Origin of the sequence: Vogesella urethralis (assembly GCF_007644045.2) — a bacterium.
GTDB classification, from domain to species: Bacteria; Pseudomonadota; Gammaproteobacteria; order Burkholderiales; family Chromobacteriaceae; genus Vogesella; species Vogesella urethralis.
Genome location: NZ_VMDW02000136.1, coordinates 99,715 through 119,573, shown reverse-complemented (window position 1 = coordinate 119,573; position 19,859 = coordinate 99,715). Strand labels below are relative to the sequence as shown.

17 protein-coding genes are annotated in these 19,859 nt (G+C 65.9%); 8 read left to right on the top strand and 9 right to left on the bottom strand.

Features of this window, described 5'->3' with window-relative positions; all coding sequences use genetic code 11:
• Positions 1-23: 23 nt before the first annotated feature.
• Together FLQ03_RS17985 and rpoE are read right to left on the bottom strand one after the other, a co-directional pair.
• Positions 24-515 carry a sigma-E factor negative regulatory protein gene (locus FLQ03_RS17985; protein WP_144371578.1) on the bottom strand — a complete coding sequence of 164 codons (492 nt, stop codon included), beginning with the start codon at positions 513-515 and terminating at the stop codon, positions 24-26.
• Positions 516-519: 4 nt separating this feature from the next.
• On the bottom strand, positions 520-1,119 hold the full coding sequence (gene rpoE, locus FLQ03_RS17980; RefSeq protein ID WP_144371577.1) for an RNA polymerase sigma factor RpoE: 600 nt from the start codon (positions 1,117-1,119) through the stop codon (positions 520-522).
• A 299-nt stretch (positions 1,120-1,418) separates the two neighbouring features.
• Between rpoE and prpB the strand changes: the two genes are divergently transcribed.
• From prpB to prpF, 4 genes are all read left to right on the top strand, one after another.
• Positions 1,419-2,297 carry a methylisocitrate lyase gene (gene prpB / locus FLQ03_RS17975; protein ID WP_144371576.1) on the top strand — a complete coding sequence of 293 codons (879 nt, stop codon included), beginning with the start codon at positions 1,419-1,421 and terminating at the stop codon, positions 2,295-2,297.
• A 140-nt stretch (positions 2,298-2,437) separates the two neighbouring features.
• Positions 2,438-3,586: a bifunctional 2-methylcitrate synthase/citrate synthase gene (gene prpC / locus FLQ03_RS17970; protein WP_144371575.1), complete on the top strand. Its 1,149-nt coding sequence runs from the start codon at positions 2,438-2,440 to the stop codon at positions 3,584-3,586.
• A gap of 104 nt (positions 3,587-3,690) precedes the next feature.
• A complete protein-coding gene (gene acnD, locus FLQ03_RS17965) occupies positions 3,691-6,309 on the top strand; it encodes a Fe/S-dependent 2-methylisocitrate dehydratase AcnD (protein ID WP_144371574.1) in 2,619 nt (872 codons plus the stop codon).
• Positions 6,310-6,377: 68 nt separating this feature from the next.
• Complete coding sequence (gene prpF, locus FLQ03_RS17960; RefSeq protein WP_144371650.1) at positions 6,378-7,562, top strand: 2-methylaconitate cis-trans isomerase PrpF; 1,185 nt, start codon at positions 6,378-6,380, stop codon at positions 7,560-7,562.
• A 73-nt stretch (positions 7,563-7,635) separates the two neighbouring features.
• On the opposite strand, the gene hchA is transcribed toward prpF, so the two are convergent.
• Positions 7,636-8,520 (bottom strand): glyoxalase III HchA, encoded by an 885-nt coding sequence (hchA, locus tag FLQ03_RS17955; protein WP_144371573.1) that lies wholly within the window; start codon positions 8,518-8,520, stop codon positions 7,636-7,638.
• A 238-nt stretch (positions 8,521-8,758) separates the two neighbouring features.
• On the opposite strand from hchA, the gene FLQ03_RS17950 reads away from it, so the two are divergent.
• On the top strand, positions 8,759-9,718 hold the full coding sequence (locus tag FLQ03_RS17950; RefSeq protein ID WP_144371572.1) for a LysR substrate-binding domain-containing protein: 960 nt from the start codon (positions 8,759-8,761) through the stop codon (positions 9,716-9,718).
• Between the two features lie 30 nt (positions 9,719-9,748).
• Here the strand turns inward: FLQ03_RS17950 and FLQ03_RS17945 are convergent, their stop codons facing one another.
• Entirely contained in the window at positions 9,749-10,705 is a 957-nt protein-coding gene (locus FLQ03_RS17945; RefSeq protein ID WP_144371571.1) for a LysR family transcriptional regulator, read from the bottom strand.
• 77 nt (positions 10,706-10,782) lie between these two features.
• On the opposite strand from FLQ03_RS17945, the gene FLQ03_RS17940 reads away from it, so the two are divergent.
• Positions 10,783-11,382 (top strand): short chain dehydrogenase, encoded by a 600-nt coding sequence (locus FLQ03_RS17940; protein ID WP_144371570.1) that lies wholly within the window; start codon positions 10,783-10,785, stop codon positions 11,380-11,382.
• 54 nt (positions 11,383-11,436) lie between these two features.
• Here the strand turns inward: FLQ03_RS17940 and FLQ03_RS17935 are convergent, their stop codons facing one another.
• The gene (locus tag FLQ03_RS17935; RefSeq protein WP_170252469.1) at positions 11,437-13,107 is read right to left on the bottom strand and encodes an ABC transporter substrate-binding protein; all 1,671 of its coding nucleotides are present in this window, start codon (positions 13,105-13,107) and stop codon (positions 11,437-11,439) included.
• Positions 13,108-13,213: 106 nt separating this feature from the next.
• On the opposite strand from FLQ03_RS17935, the gene FLQ03_RS17930 reads away from it, so the two are divergent.
• Positions 13,214-14,413, top strand: a complete 1,200-nt coding sequence (locus FLQ03_RS17930; protein ID WP_170252468.1) for an MFS transporter — start codon at positions 13,214-13,216, stop codon at positions 14,411-14,413.
• Positions 14,414-14,469: 56 nt separating this feature from the next.
• On the opposite strand, the gene aguB is transcribed toward FLQ03_RS17930, so the two are convergent.
• Genes aguB through FLQ03_RS17915 form a run of 3 tightly spaced genes read right to left on the bottom strand, consistent with a single transcriptional unit; the run spans position 14,470 to position 17,551 of the window.
• On the bottom strand, positions 14,470-15,336 hold the full coding sequence (gene aguB, locus FLQ03_RS17925; RefSeq protein WP_144371567.1) for an N-carbamoylputrescine amidase: 867 nt from the start codon (positions 15,334-15,336) through the stop codon (positions 14,470-14,472).
• Positions 15,329-16,447, bottom strand: a complete 1,119-nt coding sequence (locus FLQ03_RS17920; RefSeq protein ID WP_144371566.1) for an arginase family protein — start codon at positions 16,445-16,447, stop codon at positions 15,329-15,331. Before FLQ03_RS17920 ends, aguB begins: the two co-directional genes overlap by 8 nt.
• Positions 16,448-16,456: 9 nt before the next feature.
• A complete protein-coding gene (locus tag FLQ03_RS17915) occupies positions 16,457-17,551 on the bottom strand; it encodes a polyamine ABC transporter substrate-binding protein (RefSeq protein WP_170252467.1) in 1,095 nt (364 codons plus the stop codon).
• A 118-nt stretch (positions 17,552-17,669) separates the two neighbouring features.
• Between FLQ03_RS17915 and FLQ03_RS17910 the strand changes: the two genes are divergently transcribed.
• Positions 17,670-18,629: a LysR family transcriptional regulator gene (locus FLQ03_RS17910; protein WP_144371565.1), complete on the top strand. Its 960-nt coding sequence runs from the start codon at positions 17,670-17,672 to the stop codon at positions 18,627-18,629.
• Here the strand turns inward: FLQ03_RS17910 and FLQ03_RS17905 are convergent.
• On the bottom strand, positions 18,566-19,690 hold the full coding sequence (locus FLQ03_RS17905; RefSeq protein WP_144371564.1) for an ABC transporter substrate-binding protein: 1,125 nt from the start codon (positions 19,688-19,690) through the stop codon (positions 18,566-18,568). The two genes, FLQ03_RS17910 and FLQ03_RS17905, sit on opposite strands and share 64 nt — an antisense overlap.
• Positions 19,691-19,859: the final 169 nt, after the last annotated feature.

The window sequence follows — 19,859 nt, the reverse complement described above, 5'->3', positions numbered from 1 at the left end:
GACACAGGCTGCTGTTACACGCATCAATGCAGGCCTTTCGCTGCCGGTTGCACAAGGCTGGCACGCGCCAGGCCATCTCCTGCGCTCATGTCCTGATGCGCATCCAGGTAAGACTGGTTGGCCGCATTCACCACTTGCACCTGGGCGCTGGGGGTGGGTACGGCCTGAGCCATCAGCGCCGGGTCGGTCGCACGCTGGCCTTGCCAGCCGTACCAGCCCACCACACCCGCCATCGCTACCGAGGCAGCCAGCGCGAAGCGCGCCACCGGGCGGCTGCGCTTTTGCACCAGATTGCGTGGCGCCAGCACGGTGGGTTCCGCCTGCAGCGCAAGCGATACCGGCTGTCGTACGTCGACGTGCAGGGCAGCATTGCCGCGCAGTGCATCACCGATCAGGTGATATTCCTGCCAGGCCGCTTTCAGCTCGTCGTCGCCTTCCAGCAATTGCAGGGCGCGGGCGGCGTCCTTGTCGCCCAGTTCGCCATCCATCAGGGAAGATAGGGTTTCTTTCATCATCTGCTCACCATCTTTTGTTCTTGGCTGTATCCAGCAAAGGACGCAACTCGGTCGCGATCGCTTCGCGCGCACGGAAGATCCGCGAACGCACCGTGCCTATCGGGCAATTCATTACGCTGGCAATTTCCTCGTAGCTCAACCCTTCCATCTCGCGAAGGGTAATCGCCGTACGCAACTCTTCGGGCAAACGCTCCACCGCCGCATTCACGGCCGCGAGAATCTGCTGATTCATCATTTCGGCTTCGGGCGTGTGGTGATCGGGAATCTGGCTTGCCATATCCAGACTCTCGCCATCCTCATCCTCGAACTCCGCACTCACCACCGGCCGCCGGCCGGCAGAAGTCAGGAAATTTTTTGCCGTATTGATGCCAATACGGTACAGCCAGGTATAAAACGCACTCTCGCCCCGAAACGAAGGCAGTGCGCGATAGGCTTTGACAAACGCCTCCTGCGTCACGTCTTCGATATCGGCCGAGTCACGTATGAAGCGCGACAACAGGCGCGACAATCGCCGCTGATACTTCGATACCAGCAAATCAAACGCGCGCTTTTCACCGCGTTGCGCACGCTCGACCAGCTGCTGATCGAGTTCTCGATCACTCATCGTTAACATTTTCTCCCTGATTCGCCCTGCTTGGTGTTGTAGGTGCCGGCTTGCGCCGCTGCAGGTCACAGCTATGACCGGGAGCCTGCAGAATAAGTTCACCCAGACGCAAACAGGCCTGCGCAGATGGCAGGCTGTATAGCAGATGCGTCCACAAAGCATTGTTTCAAGATGTGACAAACCGGATCGCCACACCTTGCGGCCAACTTGCGATTGTTCGACAAAAAATCGTTTACCAAGAAACCAAGCACTTGCTAGAATGCCCCTCACATCCCCCAGAACAAGAGCAGGAGAACCCGATGTCCACACCCGGTCAACGTTTCCGCGACGCGGTCGCGCAAGAAAAACCCCTGCAGGTAGTGGGCGCCGTCAACGCCTACGCTGCCCGCCTGGCCGAGCATAGCGGCTTCAAGGCGCTGTACCTGTCCGGCGGCGGCGTGGCCGCCTGCTCCTGCGGCATTCCCGATCTCGGCATCACCACCCTGGAAGACGTGCTGATCGACGTGCGCCGCATTACCGACGCCTCCAGCCTGCCGCTGCTGGTGGACATCGATACCGGCTGGGGCGGCGCCTTCAATATCGCCCGCGCCGTACGCAGCCTGGAAAAAGCCGGCGCCGCTGCCGTGCACATCGAAGACCAGGTGCAACAGAAACGCTGCGGCCACCGCCCGAACAAAGCCATCGTCAGCCAGGAAGAAATGGTTGACCGCGTCAAGGCGGCGGTGGATGCCCGCCAGCATGGCATGGTGATCATGGCTCGCACCGACGCGCTGGCGGTGGAAGGCCTGGACGCCGCCATCGAACGCGCCGTGGCCTGCGTGGAAGCCGGTGCCGACATGATCTTCCCGGAAGCCATCACCGACCTCGCCATGTACAAGCAATTTGCCGAGGCCGTGAAAGTGCCGATTCTGGCCAACATCACCGAATTTGGCGCCACCCCGCTGTACACCACCGAAGAGCTGGGCGCCAACGGTGTGGGCCTGGTGCTGTACCCGCTGTCCGCCTTCCGCGCCATGAGCCAGGCCGCGCTGAACGTGTACGGTGCCATCCGCCGCGACGGCAGCCAGAAAAACGTGGTGGATACCATGCAGACCCGCATGGAACTGTACGACCACCTCGGCTACCACGACTACGAGCAGAAGCTGGACGCGCTGTTTGCCGAAGGCAAGAACAAGTAAGTCACGTTTCGCAGGGTTGGCCGCACGCCACACATAACACAGAGAGCCTGGCCAGCCCTGCACCCGGTTCACGATCGCGGCCCCGCCGCAATGACACAAGGCCTGCCCCCGATGCGGCAGGCCCACCAAGGAGAAGTGGCATGAGTGAAGTCGTCCTGACTGGCAAACCGAAAAAATCCGTCGCCCTGTCCGGCGTAGCTGCCGGCAACACCGCGCTGTGCACCGTTGGCCGCAGCGGCAACGACCTGCACTACCGCGGCTACGACATCCTGGACCTGGCCGCCCACTGTGAATTCGAAGAAGTGGCCTACCTGCTGGTACACGGCAAGCTGCCCAACCCGGCCGAGCTGGCTGGCTACAAGAAAAAACTGAAGAGCCTGCGCGGCCTGCCCGCCGCCGTGAAAGCGGTACTGGAAGCCCTGCCGGCCAACGCCCACCCGATGGACGTGATGCGCAGCGGCGTATCGGCCCTGGGCTGCGCGCTGCCGGAAAAAGACGACCACAACATCGCCGGCGCCCGTGACATTGCCGACCGCCTGATGGCCAGCCTGGGCTCGATGCTGCTGTACTGGTACCACTTCAGCCACAACGGCAAGCGCATCGAGGTGGAAACCGACGACGACAGCATCGGCGGCCACTTCCTGCACCTGCTGCACGGCCAGAAACCGTCCGAGCAATGGGTACGCGCCATGCACACCTCGCTCAACCTGTACGCCGAGCACGAATTCAACGCCTCCACCTTCACCGCCCGTGTCATCGCCGGCACCGGCTCCGACATGCACAGCGCCATTACCGGCGCCATCGGCGCACTGCGCGGCCCGAAACACGGCGGCGCCAACGAGGTGGCCTTTGAAGTCCAGAAACGCTACGACAGCCCGGACGAAGCCGAGGCCGACATCCGCGCCCGCGTCGAGCGCAAGGAAGTAGTGATCGGCTTTGGCCACCCGGTGTACACCATCAGCGACCCGCGCAACAAAGTGATCAAGGAAGTGGCGCACGAGCTGTCCAAAGCCGCCGGCGACACCAAGATGTACGACATTGCCGAGCGCCTGGAATCGGTGATGTGGGACATCAAGAAGATGTTCCCCAACCTGGACTGGTTCAGCGCGGTCAGCTACCACATGATGGGCGTGCCCACCGCCATGTTCACCCCGCTGTTTGTTATTGCCCGCACCAGCGGCTGGAGTGCCCACGTGATCGAACAGCGCATCGACGGCAAGATCATCCGCCCGTCGGCCAACTACACCGGGCCGGAAGACCAGCCCTTCGTGCCGCTGGCCCAGCGCTAAGCACCCGGCCACGCTGCCCGCAGCGTGGCCTTTTTGCCGAATAACACGCCCGCCTGCGGCCAACGTTGGCCGCCAGGCAGGCACCACACCCTCGTGCCCAAGCCATGAATAGCCAATACCGCAAACCGCTGCCCGGCAGCCCGGCCGACTACTTCGACACCCGCGCTGCCGTGGACGCCATCGCCCCCGGCGCCTACGCCACCCTGCCCTATGTTTCCCGCGTACTCGCCGAGCAGCTGGTACGCCGCTGCGAACCGGCGCTGCTGACCGACGCGCTGACGCAACTGATCGAACGCCGCCAGGACCTGGACTTCCCCTGGTACCCGGCGCGCGTGGTGTGCCACGACATCCTGGGCCAGACCGCGCTGGTGGACCTGGCCGGCCTGCGCGACGCCATCGCCGACCAGGGCGGCGACCCGTCCAAGGTGAACCCGGTGGTCCCCACCCAGCTCATCGTCGACCACTCGCTGGCGGTGGAATGCGGCGGCTTCGACCCGCAAGCATTCGAGAAAAACCGCGCCATCGAAGAGCGCCGCAACGAAGACCGCTTCCACTTCATCAACTGGACGCGCACCGCGTTCAAGAACGTGGACGTGATCCCGGCCGGCAACGGCATCATGCACCAGATCAACCTGGAAAAAATGTCGCCGGTGATCCAGCTGCGTGACGGCGTGGCCTTCCCCGACACCTGCGTCGGTACCGACAGCCACACCCCGCACGTGGATGCGCTGGGTGTGATCGCCATCGGCGTCGGCGGCCTGGAAGCCGAAACCGTGATGCTGGGCCACCCGTCAATGATGCGCCTGCCCGACATCGTCGGCGTAGAGCTCACCGGCCAGCGCCAGCCCGGCATTACCGCCACCGACATCGTGCTGGCGCTCACCGAATTCCTGCGCAAAGAGCGCGTGGTGGGTGCCTGGGTGGAGTTCTTCGGTGAAGGCGCCGACAGCCTGTCCATCGGCGACCGCGCCACCATCTCCAATATGTGCCCGGAGTACGGCGCCACCGCCGCAATGTTCTACATCGACGCACAAACCATCGCCTACCTGAAGCTCACCGGTCGCGAGCCGGAACAGGTAGCACTGGTGGAAAACTACGCCCGCCACACCGGGCTGTGGGCCGACGACCTGAAAACCGCGCAATACCCGCGCGTGTTGCGCTTCGACCTGTCCAGCGTGGTGCGCAATATGGCCGGCCCGTCCAACCCGCACAAACGCCTGCCTACGTCGGCACTGGCCGAGCGCGGCATTGCCGACGCCGCCAAGCTGGCCGCGGCCCGCGACGAAGAAGCCCGCGGCCAACTGCCGGACGGCGCGGTGATCATTGCCGCCATCACCAGCTGCACCAACACCAGCAACCCGCGCAACGTGGTGGCCGCCGGCCTGCTGGCCAAGAAAGCCAACGCACTGGGCCTGGCCCGCAAGCCGTGGGTAAAAACCTCGTTTGCGCCGGGCTCCAAAGTCGCCAAGCTGTACCTGGAAGAAGCCGGCCTGCTGCCGGAGCTGGAACAGCTGGGCTTCGGCATCGTCGCCTACGCCTGCACCACCTGTAACGGCATGTCCGGCGCGCTGGACCCGGCCATCCAACAAGAGATTATCGACCGCGACCTGTACGCCACCGCCGTACTGTCCGGCAACCGCAACTTCGACGGCCGCATCCACCCCTACGCCAAGCAAGCCTTCCTGGCGTCGCCGCCGCTGGTGGTGGCCTACGCGCTGGCCGGCACCGTGCGCTTCGACATCGAGCAGGACGTGCTGGCCGTGGTAGACGGCCGCGAGATCCGCCTGCAAGACCTGTGGCCGTCGGACGAAGAGATCGACGCCATCGTGGCCGCCAGCGTGAAGCCGGAGCAGTTCAAGCAGGTGTACATCCCGATGTTCGACCTGGGCGAAGCGCAGCAGGCCGACAGCCCGCTGTACCAGTGGCGCTCGATGTCCACCTACATCCGCCGCCCGCCGTACTGGGACACCGAAGGCATGGGCGCGCTGGCGGCCAACCCGCGCACGCTGAAAGGCATGCGCCCGCTGGCGGTGCTGCCGGACAACATCACCACCGACCACCTGTCGCCGTCCAACGCCATCCTGGCCAGCTCTGCCGCCGGCGAATACCTGGCCAAGATGGGTCTGCCGGAAGAGGACTTCAACAGCTACGCCACCCACCGCGGCGACCACCTCACCGCCATGCGCGCCACCTTTGCCAACCCGCAGCTGGTGAATGAAATGGCGGTGGTGGACGGCCAGGTGAAGAAGGGTCCGCTGGCCCGTGTCGAGCCGGAAGGCAAGGTCATGCGCATGTGGGAAGCCATCGAAACCTATATGGCACGCAAACAGCCGCTGATCATCGTGGCCGGCGCCGACTACGGTCAGGGCAGCTCGCGCGACTGGGCGGCCAAGGGCGTGCGCCTGGCGGGGGTGGAAGTGATCGTGGCCGAAGGCTTCGAGCGCATCCACCGCACCAACCTGATCGGCATGGGCGTGTTGCCAGTGGAGTTCAAACCCGGCACCACGCGGCTGACGCTGGGCTTGGACGGCACCGAAACCTACGACATCCAGGGCGAACTGGCGCCGCGTGGCGACCTGACGCTGGTGGTACACCGCCGCGACGGTAGCTGCGTAGAGGTAGCGGTAACCTGCCGCCTCGATACCGCTGCCGAGGTACGCGTCTACCAGGCCGGCGGCGTGCTGCAACGCTTTGCGCAGGACTTCCTGGCCGGCGCGGCCTGATGCTGGCTGCGGCCAACCCGGCCACCGGGTTGGCCGCCATCATGATGATCAAGACAACAGGAGTGGCTATGCCTCACCCGGCCCAGATCCGCATTCCCGCCACTTATATCCGTGGCGGCACCAGCAAGGGCGTGTTTTTCCGCCTGCAAGACCTGCCCGCCGCTTGCCAGCAGCCCGGCGCGGCGCGCGATGCGCTGTTCCTGCGCGTCATCGGCAGCCCCGACCCCTACAGCGCCCACATCGACGGCATGGGCGGCGCCACCTCCAGCACCAGCAAGTGCGTGATCCTGAGCAAAAGCAGCGTGCCCGGCCACGACGTGGACTATCTGTACGGCCAGGTGTCCATCGACAAACCGTTTGTGGACTGGAGCGGCAACTGCGGCAACCTGTCCACCGCCGCCGGCGCCTTTGCCATTCACGCCGGCCTGGTGGCGCCCGAGCGCGTGCCGCAAGACGGCGTCTGCACCGTACGCATCTGGCAAGCCAACATCGGCAAGACCATCATCGCCCACGTGCCGGTAAGCCAAGGCCAGGTGCAGGAGACGGGCGATTTCGAGCTGGATGGCGTCACCTTCCCGGCCGCCGAGATCGTGCTGGAGTTCCTCGAGCCGTCCGACGATGGCGACGACGGCGCCATGTTCCCCACCGGCAACCTGGTAGATGCGCTGGACGTGCCCGGCATCGGCACCCTGCCCGCCACCCTAATCAGCGCCGGCATCCCCACCGTGTTCGTCAACGCTGCCGACATCGGCTATAGCGGCACCGAGCTGCGCGAGCACATCAACAGCGACGCCGCCGCGCTGCAACGCTTCGAAGCCATCCGAGTGGCCGGCGCGCTACGCATGGGGCTGATCAAGACAGCGGAAGAAGCCGCCACCCGCCAGCACACGCCGAAAATCGCCTTCGTGGCACCACCGCAGGACTACACCGCGTCCAGCGGCAAGGCCATTGCCGCCGGCGATGTGGACCTGCTGGTGCGGGCGCTGTCGATGGGCAAGCTGCACCACGCGATGATGGGCACCTGCGCGGTGGCCATCGGTACCGCAGCGGCCATCCCCGGCACGCTGGTGAACCAGGCCGCCGGCGGCGGCGCACGCGAGGCAGTGCGCTTTGGCCACCCGTCCGGCACGCTGCGCGTGGGCGCAGAAGCAGTGCAGGAAAACGGCCAGTGGAAGGTCACCAAGGCCATCATGAGCCGTAGCGCCCGCATCCTGATGGAAGGCTGGGTCCGCGTACCGGGCGACACTTTCTAATTTGATTTATCTGAAATGCGATGCGGCCAACCTTGCATGACAAGGTTGGCCGCATCGTTCAGGGCAGCAGGGTTCAGGCTTTTGCCACCTCGGCCAGCAGCGCCTGCGCCGCCAGTTTGCCCAAGTTATTGGCCGCCAGCGGGCTATCGCCGGTAATCAGCTTGCGGTCCTGGTAACACTGGCCGCTAATGCCTTCGTTCAACACTTCCACACCCAACTCGGCCAGACGCGCGGCCAGCGGCCAGCGCAGCTGGCCGGGCATGTAGCCGATGTCCACATTGGCGCCCTGGTCCAGCGCGTCGGGGAACACGCAGATCTTGTAGCCTTTGTAGATATAGTTGTCGGCGCTTTCGCCCAGCGCCGGCGCCAGCATGCAGGCTGGGCCATGGCACAGGGTGATCACGTGCTTGTCTTTGGCCATCGCCCACTGCAGCAGTGCTTTCACTTCCAGGCTGTCAGGAATGCCCACCAGCGAGCCGTGACCGCCCGGCACGAACACCGCGATATACGGCGAATCGTCGTGCAGGTTTTCAGCCATGGCATCCGCCAGCTTGCGTGGCTGTTTGAACTGGTCGCGGTATTTCTGGTAAGTGGCTTTCACCGTTTCGTCTTCTGCCGGCATGGCCCACATTTCAAACTTCACCGGGTTGCCGGACAGCGTGGTCACTTCAATATCGAAACCGGCGCTGTCGAGGTGATACATCGGCAGCAGGGTTTCTACCGGGTGGTTGCCGGTGGAAAACATAGTACCGTTCTGCATCAGCACATAGCGCTCATCGGTGGCCACCATCAGCACTTTCCACTTTTTGCCGGTGTAAGGCTGCGGATAGACGGTACCGTCAAAGTCGGTCTTGGGGGCGGTGTACAGGCTTAGCGAGTACGGCGAGGGGAAAAAGGCATTTTCCTCGGCACGATCGGGGGTGGGTGCCTTACTCAGTTCTTGGACTGCGGTTGTCATGTCAGGCCCTTCATGTTGGATTGATCTGCACCTTGCCGCCCATTCAGGCAAGCAGCGGTCGGCCAGCAGCACGGCGCCGTTGCCCGGCGGCATAAATAAGCTACACCGCACACTGCTTGCAATAATAGTTAAAAATTGCAATGTAGCGTTTCACCGGTGCAACAGGTGTCGGCACTGACAAGCAGGGGCCGGATGCGGTAGCGTAAAGCCTTGATTCGACTCCCACCGTACCCACACCATGCTGGACCTGAATGCGCTGTTCTACTTTGTGCAAGTCGTTGACCACGGCGGCTATAACGCTGCCAGCCGCGCTACCGGGGTACCCACTTCGCGCCTCAGCCGCAGCATCCGCCAGCTGGAAACCCACCTGTCCGCCCGCCTGATCAACCGCAGCCCGCGCCACTTTGCCCTCACCGACGCCGGCCATGCGTTCTACGGCCATTGCCAGCAGGTAATACAGGCCAGCGAAGCTGCACAGGCCGCCATCGCCCGGCAGCACATCGAACCGCAAGGCACGATACGGATAAGCTGCCCCACCGCCCTGCTCAATTTTGTGGTGGCCGGCATGATCTCGCGCTACATGGCGCGCTACCCGCTGGTAAAAGTACAGATCGACAGCACCAACCGCGAGGTAGACGTGACGCGGGAAGGGCTGGATATCGCCCTGCTGGTAAAAACTCCACCCTTTGAAGACAGCAGCCTGGTGATGAAGCGGCTGTCGCGCAGCCCGCAGGTGCTGGTAGCCAGCCCAGGCTTGCTGGCCAGCCATGGCCGCCCCGGCGGCATCGATGATCTGGCCGGTTTGCCGAGCCTGCACTGGGGGGCACAGGCCAGCAGCTACCAGTGGCAGCTTCAAGGGCCGGCAGGACAAGGTGCCACCCTCCGCCATCAACCGCGATTGGTTACCGACGACGTCATCACCATCCGCCGCTGCGCGCTGGAGCACGGCGGCATTGCCCAGCTGCCGTTACTGGTGTGCTTCAAGGACTTGCAGCAAGGCTTGCTGGTGCCGGTACTGGATGACTGGCAGCCGCAAGAAGCCGTGGTGTTTGCGCTTTTTCCCTCGCGCCAGGGCATGCTGCCATCGGTACGCAGCCTGCTGGATTTCCTCACCGACAGCTTTGGTGACATGGATTTTTCCAATCTGCAGGCAGGCTACGCGGCCAGGGGCGACGAAGACGCCTGCTTCATGCGCTAAGGTTGGCCGCCGTGTCTTTGGCCGGCCGCGTCAGGCCTGCCCCAGCAGCGCAGCCTGCGCCGGCGCGGCAAACCATTGCTGCAGGAAAGCCACCAGTGCCCGTATCCGCGCCGGTTGCGGCAGGCGCTGCGGGTAAACCAGGTACAGGCTCTGGCCACGGCCGTGCCACTGCGGCAGCAGCCGCTGCAGCCGCCCGGCGGCCACGTCCGGCGCCACCAGGTAACTGGGCAAGCGCGCAATGCCGGCGCCTTGCAGGGCAAAATTGCGCAGCAGGTTGTAGTCGTTGGCCACGAGCGGTGCGCTCACCGCCACGCTGGCCAGCTCGCCGTCGCGATGAAACGCCCATTGCCGGCCGTGGCTGAAATGGCTGTTGCACAGGCAGACGTGGGCAGCCAGGTCGGCCGGCACTTGCGGCAACGCCTTACCGGCAAGATAAGCCGGCGCCGCCACCAGCCAGTCCGCCACCTCGGCCAGCGGCCGCGCCACCAGCCGCTCCGGCGGGCTGATATTGCTACGGATGGCCAGATCGAAACCTTCCGCTTCCAGGTCGTGCGGCCGCGCCGACAGGTCCAGCTCCACCTCCAGCGCCGGGTACTGCTGGCGCAAGGCCAGCATCGCCTGTGCCATGAACACGCCGCCAAAGCTGGTGGGTACCGTCAGCCGCAGCCGGCCGGCCACCTGCTCGCGCAGCTCGGCCAGCGCCTGGCGCGCCGACTGCACGCGCAGCAGCCAGTCGCGGCAATGGCCGAGGTACAGCTCGCCGGCGTCGGTCAGCAGCAAACGGCGCGTGGTGCGGTACAGCAGCTGCGCGTCCAGCGCCTGCTCCAGCTGCCGCACCTGGCGGCTCAGCAGCGCCTTGCTCACCCCCATGCGCTGCGCGGCGGCGGTAAAGCTGCCCTCTTCCACCACGGCGGTAAACGCCATTGCCCACTGTAGCTGCTGCGCTTCGCTGATCAGGTCGATTGTTTTCTTCAGGTTGACAGTCATTCCACTTTTACCCGGATTATCGCGCCAAGCTGGCAAGATAACATGGCGATAGGTAAACAAGCACAAGGAAACACGCCATGCGTATCTTGCTGATCGGTGCCCACGGCACCCTGGGCCAAGCCGTCGCCGCCGAGCTGGGCCAACGCCATGAAATCATCACCGCCGGCCGCAACAGCGGCACGCTGCGCGTGAACCTGGCCGACATGGCCAGCGTGGAAGCGCTATACGACGCCGCCGGCCCGCTGGACGCAGTGGTCAGCGCCGCCGGCAACGTGCACTTTGCCCCGCTGGCCGACTTCCGCCCCGAGCACTACCGCGTGGGCCTGGACGACAAGCTGATGGGCCAGGTGAACCTGGTGCTGGCCGGCCAGCGCCGCCTGAACGACGGTGGCAGCTTTACCCTCACCGGCGGCGTGCTGGCCGATGAGCCGATCGTGGCCGGTAGCGGTGCCAGCATGGTGAACGCGGCACTGGAAGGCTTTGCTCGCGCCGCCGCCATCGAGCTACCACGTGGCCTGCGCATCAATGTGGTCAGCCCCGGCGTGCTGGTGGAATCCATGCCGGTGTACGCGCCGTTCTTCCGCGGCTTCGAGCCGGTACCGGCCGCCCGTGCCGCGCTGGCGTTCAGCAAGAGCGTGGAAGGCGCGCACAGCGGCCAGGTGTACCGCGTGAAATAAGGGGCGCTGCGGCCAACCTTGCCAGCGCAGGGTTGGCCGCAAGCGGCGGGTGACTCAGCCGTCGTCGCGCAGCCACAGGCTGGCAAAATCCATCCAGCCGTTCAGCCCCAGCGCCAGCCCGCCCACCCGGGGGCTGGCTGCCACGCCTTGCCGCTCGTGCGATAGCGGCAACAGCCAGCCTTCGGCCACCAGCCAGTCGGCAATGCGCTGGTAGGCCAGCATGCGCGCCTCGCGCGCCGGCGTGGCCTGCACCGCCTGCAGCGCCGCCGCCATCCGCGCCGCTCCACCCTCGCCCAGCGCCGCCCGCAGCAGCGGGTTGCCGCCCAGCCACTCGTAACAGCTGTAGTCGCGGTCGTCGTGCAGCACCTCGCTGCTCAGCACCAGGTCGGTGTCGTGCCACCAGTCTTCAAAACGCTCGTAGCGCGGGTAGTCCAGCGTGCGGATGCGCAAGCCTACGCCGGCGGCGGCCAACCTGTCGGCAATGGCCTGCGCCAGCGGCTGGAAGCTGGCCAGCTCGTAGGTCACCAGCGTCAACACCTGGCCTGCCGGCAGCGGCGCCGCGGCCGGCTGTACGCCGGGCTGCTGCCAGTCCGGCAGCAAGCCGCTGGCCGGCTCACGCAAGGGGTCGTCTGCCGTCACCAGCGGCGGCTGCGACAGCCAGTGCAGCAAGGCGCGGCGGCGGGCGTCGTCGCGGCACCACGGCCGCCGCGTGTTGGCCAGCAGATAGGTACACGCCGACTGCAGCGGCTGGCTGCGGCCGCTAACCGGCTGGTCCAGCCGCAGGTGAAAGTCGGCACCGGCCGGCGCCGCCAGCACCCAGAGGTCGATGCCGTCCAGCAAGGGGCGCTCGCGGTAGTAACGCAGGTTGGCCTCCAGGCTCAGCCGCTGCGCGCTGTGGCGGGCAACGCGAAACGGGCCGCTGCCTACCGGCAGCTGTGCAAAATCGTCGCCACGGCGCACCGGCACGATGGACGCGTTGGCGGTAATCAGCCGCTGCGGCCACAGCCAGTCGGTGTCGGCCAGCTCGAAACTCAGCGACAGCGGGTCGTGCACGCGAATGGCGCGCAGGCCGCGGTACTGCTGCATCCACGGCCCGGCCTGCTCGTGCAGGCGCTGCACGCTGGCCGCCACCGCCCAGGCGTCCAGCGGGCTGCCGTCGTGAAACTGCACGCCGGGCCGCAGCCAGAAGCGCCATTGCCTGGCGCTGGCGTCGGCCTGCCAGCTGTGCGCCAGCGCCGGCTGCAGCGTTTGGGTGGCGATATCGAAGCTGCACAGGCGGTCGAACACCTGGCGGACCAGGTGCGCTTCCAGCCGGCTGGTAACGTGCAACGGGTCCAGCGTAGCCAACGGGCGGTGAATGGGAATGCGCAGCTGGCGGCGGTTGGCGCTGGCGCCCAGGTAGGCCGGCAGCTGCGCCATCAGTTGGCTACGCCCGTCGGCGGGCAGGCTGGCAAAGGCCTGCTCCAGCTCGCCGCGCTGCAGCAGGCGGTGGGTGCGCTGCCATTGCAGGTCTTGTGGCGGTTGCAGGCACTGCAATACCGAGCGGTGCCCGCGGCCGCGCCCCGGCTGCCACGCCAGCCAGCCCTGCTGCTGCATCTTGGCCAGCTGCAGCCGCACATTGCGCGGGCTACACGCCAGCAGCGCCGCCAGCTCGGCCACGCCGGGGCTGACCGGCTGTTCTCCGTAGTGCTGTTGCAGCAGCCGGTATTGCTCGTGCAGGCGCATGGCGGAGGTACTCGCAAAAAGGGGAAGCAAATTATGCGGCAAGCTTCCGTTTTTGACTTCACCTTTTGCTTGCACACTGACGCCATCATCCACAAGGAGCTGCATCATGGCTTTTCCCGCAACCGTGCGCCGCCTGCTGGCGTGCAGCTTTGGCCTGTCGGTGGCGCGTGCGCTGGTGTCGCCGCTGCTGGTTCTCACCCTGGGCCGCCAACTGGCGCTGGGCCCGCGCGACATCGGCCTGCTGCTGGGCGGCGTGCTGTTGCTGGCCACGCTGGGCAGCCTGTACGCCGGCTATCTGGTCGACCGGCTGGCGCCGCGCCGACTGCTGCTATCGGCACTGTTGCTAATGGCGGCAGGCTTTGCGCTGCTGCCGTTCTGCCGCCAGCCACTCGCCGCCGCCGGCGCGCTGCTGCTCACCGAAAGCGCGCTGGTGCTGTTCGGCATTACGCTGAAGGCATTGCTGGCGGCGCTGCTGCCGCCGGCCGAGCGCAGCCGCGCTTTTTCGCTGCGCTACACGCTGGCCAATGTGGGCTACGCCACCGGGCCGCTGCTGGCCAGCCTGGTGGCCGCCACCCGCCCGGCACTGGCGTTCTGGCTGGCGGCAGCGCTGGTGCTGGCCTGCCTGCCGCTACTGCGCGGCTTGCCCACCGGCAGGTTGGCCGCCGCCTCCACCGCACCGGCGCCGGACTTTGCCGCCACGCTGCAGCTGCTGCGCCGCGACCGTACGCTGATCCTGTTCACCATCGGCAGCCTGCTGGCCTGCGTGGTGCAGGCGCGCTTTTCCGACTACCTGGCACTGTACCTGCTGCAAACGCATAGCGACGCCGAGGTGCTGCGCTGGATGTCGGTGCTGATTACCACCAACTCTCTGACCGTGGTGCTGCTGCAGTACCCGCTGGGCAAGCTGCTGCGGCCGCACACGCTGCTGCGCTGGATCATGGCGTCGTCGCTGCTGCTGGCAGCCGGGCTGGCCGGCTGTGCGCTCAGCGACAGCCTGTGGGTGTGGGCGGGCTGGATGGTGGTGTTCACGCTGGGCGAGATCCTGCTGGTGCCGGCCGAGTACCTGTACATCGACGCCATCGCGCCGGAACACCTGCGCGGCAGCTACTACGGCGCGCAAAACCTGGCCCAGGCCGGTGGCGCCATCAGCCCGGTGCTGGCCGGCATGGTGCTGCTGCGCTGGCCGCCGGACGCGCTGCTGGTGGTGATGATGGCGCTGTCGCTGCTGGGCGCCGGCTTTGTGTGGCTGGCACACCGCCAGCGCCAGCCGGCCGCCGCGGCTACTGCCTGCCAGCCGGCGGCATGAAACCGCCCGCCCCGCGCCGCCAGCCAAACAGGCAACACGGGGCCGGGGTAGCGAGGTCAAACAGCGTACTGCAACAGCGCGCCGTAGTGCTCGACGCGGCGGTCGCGGAACACGCCCCAGGCACGGCGCTTGGCCGCCAGCGCGTCCAGGTCGAAGGTGGCGGTGAGGATGGTGCCATCCTCGCTGCCGGCCTCGGCGCGCAGCTCGCCGTCTTCGCCGGCGATGAACGAGCCACCGTAGAAGGTGATATGCGTACCGGCTTCGCCATGCTCGGTGCCGACGCGGTTACTGGCCAGTAGCGGCATCACGTTGGCCGCGGCGTGGCCGCGCTGCGTGTTCTGCCAGTGGCGCAGCGACTGGATGGCCGGGTCGTGCGGTTCGCTGCCGATGGCGGTAGGGAACAGCAGCAGCTCGGCACCCATCAGCGCCATGCTGCGCGCGGTTTCGGGGAACCACTGGTCCCAGCAGATGCCGACGCCCAGCCGGCCGTAGCGGGTGTCCCACACCTTGAAGCCCAGGTCGCCGGGCGCAAAGTAGAACTTCTCGCTGTAACCCGGCCCGTCCGGTATGTGCATCTTGCGGTAGTGGCCCAGCACGCAGCCGTCGGCGTCGATCATGGCCAGGCTGTTGAACTGGGTATTGCCCGCCTGCTCGAAAAAGCTCACCGGCAGCACTACCTGCAATTCGCGCGCCAGCGCGGCAAAGCGCCCCAGCCACGGGTGGCCGTCGAACGGCGCCGCCAATGCGTTGTGGTGGTGGCGCTGATCGATGCAGAAGTACGGCGTTTCAAACAGCTCTTGCAGCAGGATCACCTGCGCCCCTTGCGCCGCCGCAGCGCGCACCAGGGCTTCGGCGCGGTCCAGGTTGGCCGCACGGTCCCAGCTGCAGGCCATCTGGGTGGTGGCCACGGTCACGTTACGCATCTTGTTCTCCTTGCAGTGCCCAGTACTGGCGCTGGGCGTCGCGGGCACGCGCCACGGCGGCGGCTTCGCCGCTGGTTAGCGGCCGGTCCGGCACCCAGTGCGGGTCGTCAAAATCCACCTGTTGGCCGCTTAACCCCTCGATCACGCCGAGGGTGGCAATCGGCAGGTACGGCAGGCTGTAGCCGCCTTCCTGCAGCATCACGATGCGGCCTTGGCACAGCTCACCCGCCGCAGCGGTGAGGCTGGCCGCCAGCGCGCGGTAGCCGGGGCGGGTAAGGCGCATGCGGCCCAGCGGGTCGTAGGCGTTGGCGTCCTGCCCGGCCGATACCAGAATCAGCTCGGGGCGGAAGCGCTGCAGCACCGGCAGCAACACCTGCTCGAACGCCAGCGCGTAGGCGGCGTAGCCACTGCCGGCCGGCAGCGGGATGTTCAGCGTGTAGCCGGCAGCGTCGCCCTGCCCTTGGTCCGCCGCGCTGCCGCCTTCCAGCGGGTAGTTGCCTTCCTCGTGCAGCGAGCAGAACAGCACCTGCGGGTCGGCCTCGAACACGTGCTGGGTGCCGTTACCGTGGTGCACGTCCCAGTCGATGATGGCGATGCGCTGCAGGCCGTAACGGGCCTGGGCGTGGCGCGCCGCCACCGCCACGTTGTTGTAGTAGCAATAGCCCATGGCGTAGTCGGGCCCGGCGTGGTGGCCGGACGGGCGGATCAGCGCGTAGGCGCGGCCAACCTGGCCTTGCAGTACCGCGTCCACGGCGGCGCAGGCCGCCCCGGCCGCAGCACGGGCAATGCGCTCGGTAGCCGGGCCGCCACGCGCATCGGGGCCCAGCACTACCCCATCGCCATCCGCAGCGGCACAGTTGGCCGCCAGTTGCGCCAGGTAGGCCGGGGTGTGCACCCGCAGCAGCGTGGCGTCATCGGCCGGCTGGTAGGTCAGCGGCTGCAGCCGCGCCGTCATGCCGGTGGCGTCCAGCAGCGCCTTGGTGTAGGCCAGCCGCTCGGGGCAGTCGAACTCGGGGCCGGCGTCGGCAGCGCCATCGGCACCGTGGTAGGTCTGGCGGCCGGCGTTATGTTGCAAAAACAGCGTGTCGTAGAGAAAACCGGTGGTGGTCATGGTCTGCTCCTAGCGGCCGGTCTTGAACTTCTGCCACAGCCGGGTCTGGATGCGCTGCACGGCAGGCTCCAGCGGGCGCTGCACCCAGAAGGTTTTCATGCGGGCGGCGTCGGGGTAGATCATCGGGTCGCCGGTCAGGTCCTGGCTCATCAGCTTGGCCGCCTGCGCGTTGGGGCTGGGGTACATCACCGCGTTGCTGATGCTGGCGATCACGTCCGGGCGCAGCAGGTAATTGATGAACAGGTGGGCGTTGTCGACGTTCTTGGCGTCCTTGGGGATCACCATGCTGTCGAACCACATCGGCGCGCCCTGTTGCGGAATGGTGTAGGCGATGTTCTGGCCGTTTTTGTTCTGCTTGGCGCGCAGCTTGGCCACCAGCACGGCACCCGAGTAACCGGTGCTGACGCACACCTCGCCGTTGGCCAGGTCATTCATTACCGGGGTGGCGATCAGCCGCTTCACGTACGGGCGGGCCTTGGCCAGCACCGCGTAGGCGGCGTCGTAGTCCTTGGCGCTGGTGCTGTTCGGGTCCAGCCCCAGATAGCGCATGGCCATCGGCAGCATCACGCTGCCAGCGTCGTTGTAGGCCACATTGCAAGCTTGCAGCTTGGCCAGCACCTCGGGCTTGAACAGCAGATCATACGTATTGGCCGGCAGCTGGCCGCCCAGGGCTTTTTTCACTTTGTCCACGTTGTAGCCGATGGCGGTGGTGCCCCACATATACGGCACGCTGTACTGCATGCCGGGGTCCACACTATCCACCTTGGGCACAAAGGCCGGGTCCAGGTTTTTCAGGTTGGGCAGCTTGCGCTTGTCCAGCTTCTGGTACACCCCGCTCTGGATCTGCCGGGTCAGGAAGTCGTTGGACGGAAACACCAGGTCGTAGCCGCTATTGCCGGCCAGCAGTTTGGTCTGCAGCACCTCGTTGCTGTCGTACACGTCCAGCCGTACCTTGATGCCGGTTTCTTTTTCGAATCTGGCAATAGTGTCCGGGGCAAAGTACTCGCCCCAGTTGTAGATGTTCAGCGTGCCGGCGGCCAGCGCCGCCGGCGCCAGACAGCAGGCCATCAGGCTGACAGTGAGGCTGCAAAGCTTTGTTTTCATGACACTCCTCCCGTTGTGGTTCGCAATGTGCGTGGGCTGTGTCAACATCATGGCCACAAGGCCGGCGCCGGATAAAGCGTGCGCCGTGCAGTTCTTTTTTTCCCGAATGGAAAAACTGATGGATACCTTCCAGGCCATACAGGCGTTTATCGCCATAGCGGAAACCGGCAGCCTGTCACGCGCTGCACTGAAACTGGGCAAAAGCCCGTCGGCGATGACCAAGGCGGTGAACGCGCTGGAGGCATCGCTGGGCGTGCGCTTGCTGACGCGCAGCACACGCCAGGTAGCGCTGACCGAAGCCGGCCGCATCTATCTGGAAACCGCCAGCGAGGCCATGCTACAGCTGGGGCGCGTCAGCCAGCGCCTGCACGAGCTGGACGGCGAGCCGCGCGGCGTGCTGCGCATTACCGCGCCGCTGTCGTTTGGCCGCGCCGTGCTGTCGGGCTTTTGCCCGGCCTTCATGCAGCGCTACCCGGAAGTGGTGCTGGAGCTGCAGCTGGCCGACCGCTACATGGACCTGGTAGCAGAAAACCTCGACCTGGCGCTGCGCCTTGGCCACCACGACCTGCCGGGCCAGATTGCCCGCGTGGTGGGCGACAACCGGGTCATGCTGTGTGCGGCGCCGTCCTACCTGGCGCAGGCGCCGGCGCTACACTCGCCGCACGACCTGCCACAGCACCCGTGCCTGGTGTACCGCCACCCGATGCTGAACCCGGCGTGGTTCTTTGCCCGCGACGGCCACAGCGTCCGCATCGAGCCGCAAGGGCGGCTGCGTTCAGACAACTTCGACCTGCTGCTGGACGCGGCCTGTGCCGGCCAGGGCATCCTGCCCTGCCCGCGCTGGAGTGCGCTGCACCATGTGCGTGCAGGCCGGCTGGTGCAGGTGCTGGCCGATTACCAGTTCTCGGGCGAGAGTTTTGGCCGCGACCACGTGTACGCGGTGTACCCGGCGTCGCGGCGCAACGCGCTGAAAGTGCGGCTATTTGTGGACGAGATGCAACAGTGGATGGCGTGTCATTTCAGCGACACGCCCGCAGCGGCCGCTTCCGGCAGCAGCGGCAGCAAGCTGAAGTCGTAGCGGCGCAACGCCTGGTTCAGTGCCTTGCTGTGGCGGGTAAAGTCGATACTGCTGAAGTCGGCGTCGCTGTAGCGCTGCAGGTAGCGTCGCGCCAGCGCGGCATCGAAACGGGTAAACAACGGCCGTTCCTGCTCCAGCCCCTCGCTGGCAAAATCGCGGCCGCGGTCGTAGTCGTACAGCATCACCAGTGCCCAGGCACCGGTAATGAAATGGCCACCGGCCAGCGTGGTCAGTTGCCCGTCGGTCAGCCGCTGCAAGGCCTCGGGCGAGGTGTTGACGCCACTGAAGAACGCGTCCTTGCCAGGTTGGCCGCCACGCTGGCGCCACACGTCCATCGCGCCCATCGCCATCTGGTCGCTACCGGCCCACACCATCCGCGCCTGCGGGTGACGGCGGTACAGCCAGCTGGCCTGTTTGGCGGCACGCTCGCGGCTCCAGGCTGCCATCACCTCCTGCGCCACCACCACGTCACCGGCTTCGCGCACCGCACGGTACAGCCCCTGCAAGCGCAATACCGACGTTGGCGTACTACGATCGCCGCCGATTACCAGCAAGGGCATCTTGCCGGCAATGCGCGGCACGCCAGCAGCACGGGCACGGGCGATCAACGCCTGGCCAGTGAGGTAACCGGCGTCGGCCGCACGCGGCTCGAGCGACCCCAGCCAGGTGCGGTATTTCTGCCGTGGCCGGCCCAGGTCTACCGCTGCCGCACCGACGCCCTTGCCGCTAAAGGCCAGGAAGCTGCGGATGCCCGCCTGCTCCAGCAAGGCCACCATTTCGCCGGCAGCGGCGAACTCGTTGCTGAGGATGACGTAATCGGGGCGCTGCCCCTGCGGCAGGGCCACCAGCGCCTGGATATGGTCCATCGCCTGCCGGTAGTTGCGGTCGCAGTATTCGATACGCAGCTGCACATCCAGGTCTTCCGCGGCCGCCTGCATGGCACGGCTGGCGGTATACCAGTACACCTCGTTGGCGTAGCCGGGGTTGATGAACACCACCGACATCGCCCACAGCGGCGTCAGCACAACACTTAACAACAGCGCCAGCAACAGGCGTGGCATGGTCATTCCTTCATGATTCGGCGCAGGCAGCAGCTAACGCAGGCTAGGGAGATACACAACCGAGGATGGCGATACCAATGATAATCGCTATAGAAAAGATGTGTTGCAATGACGTTTTGTCTATAAAGCACACGAAGAGACATTGGCATGCGAAAATCGGTTCATCGAT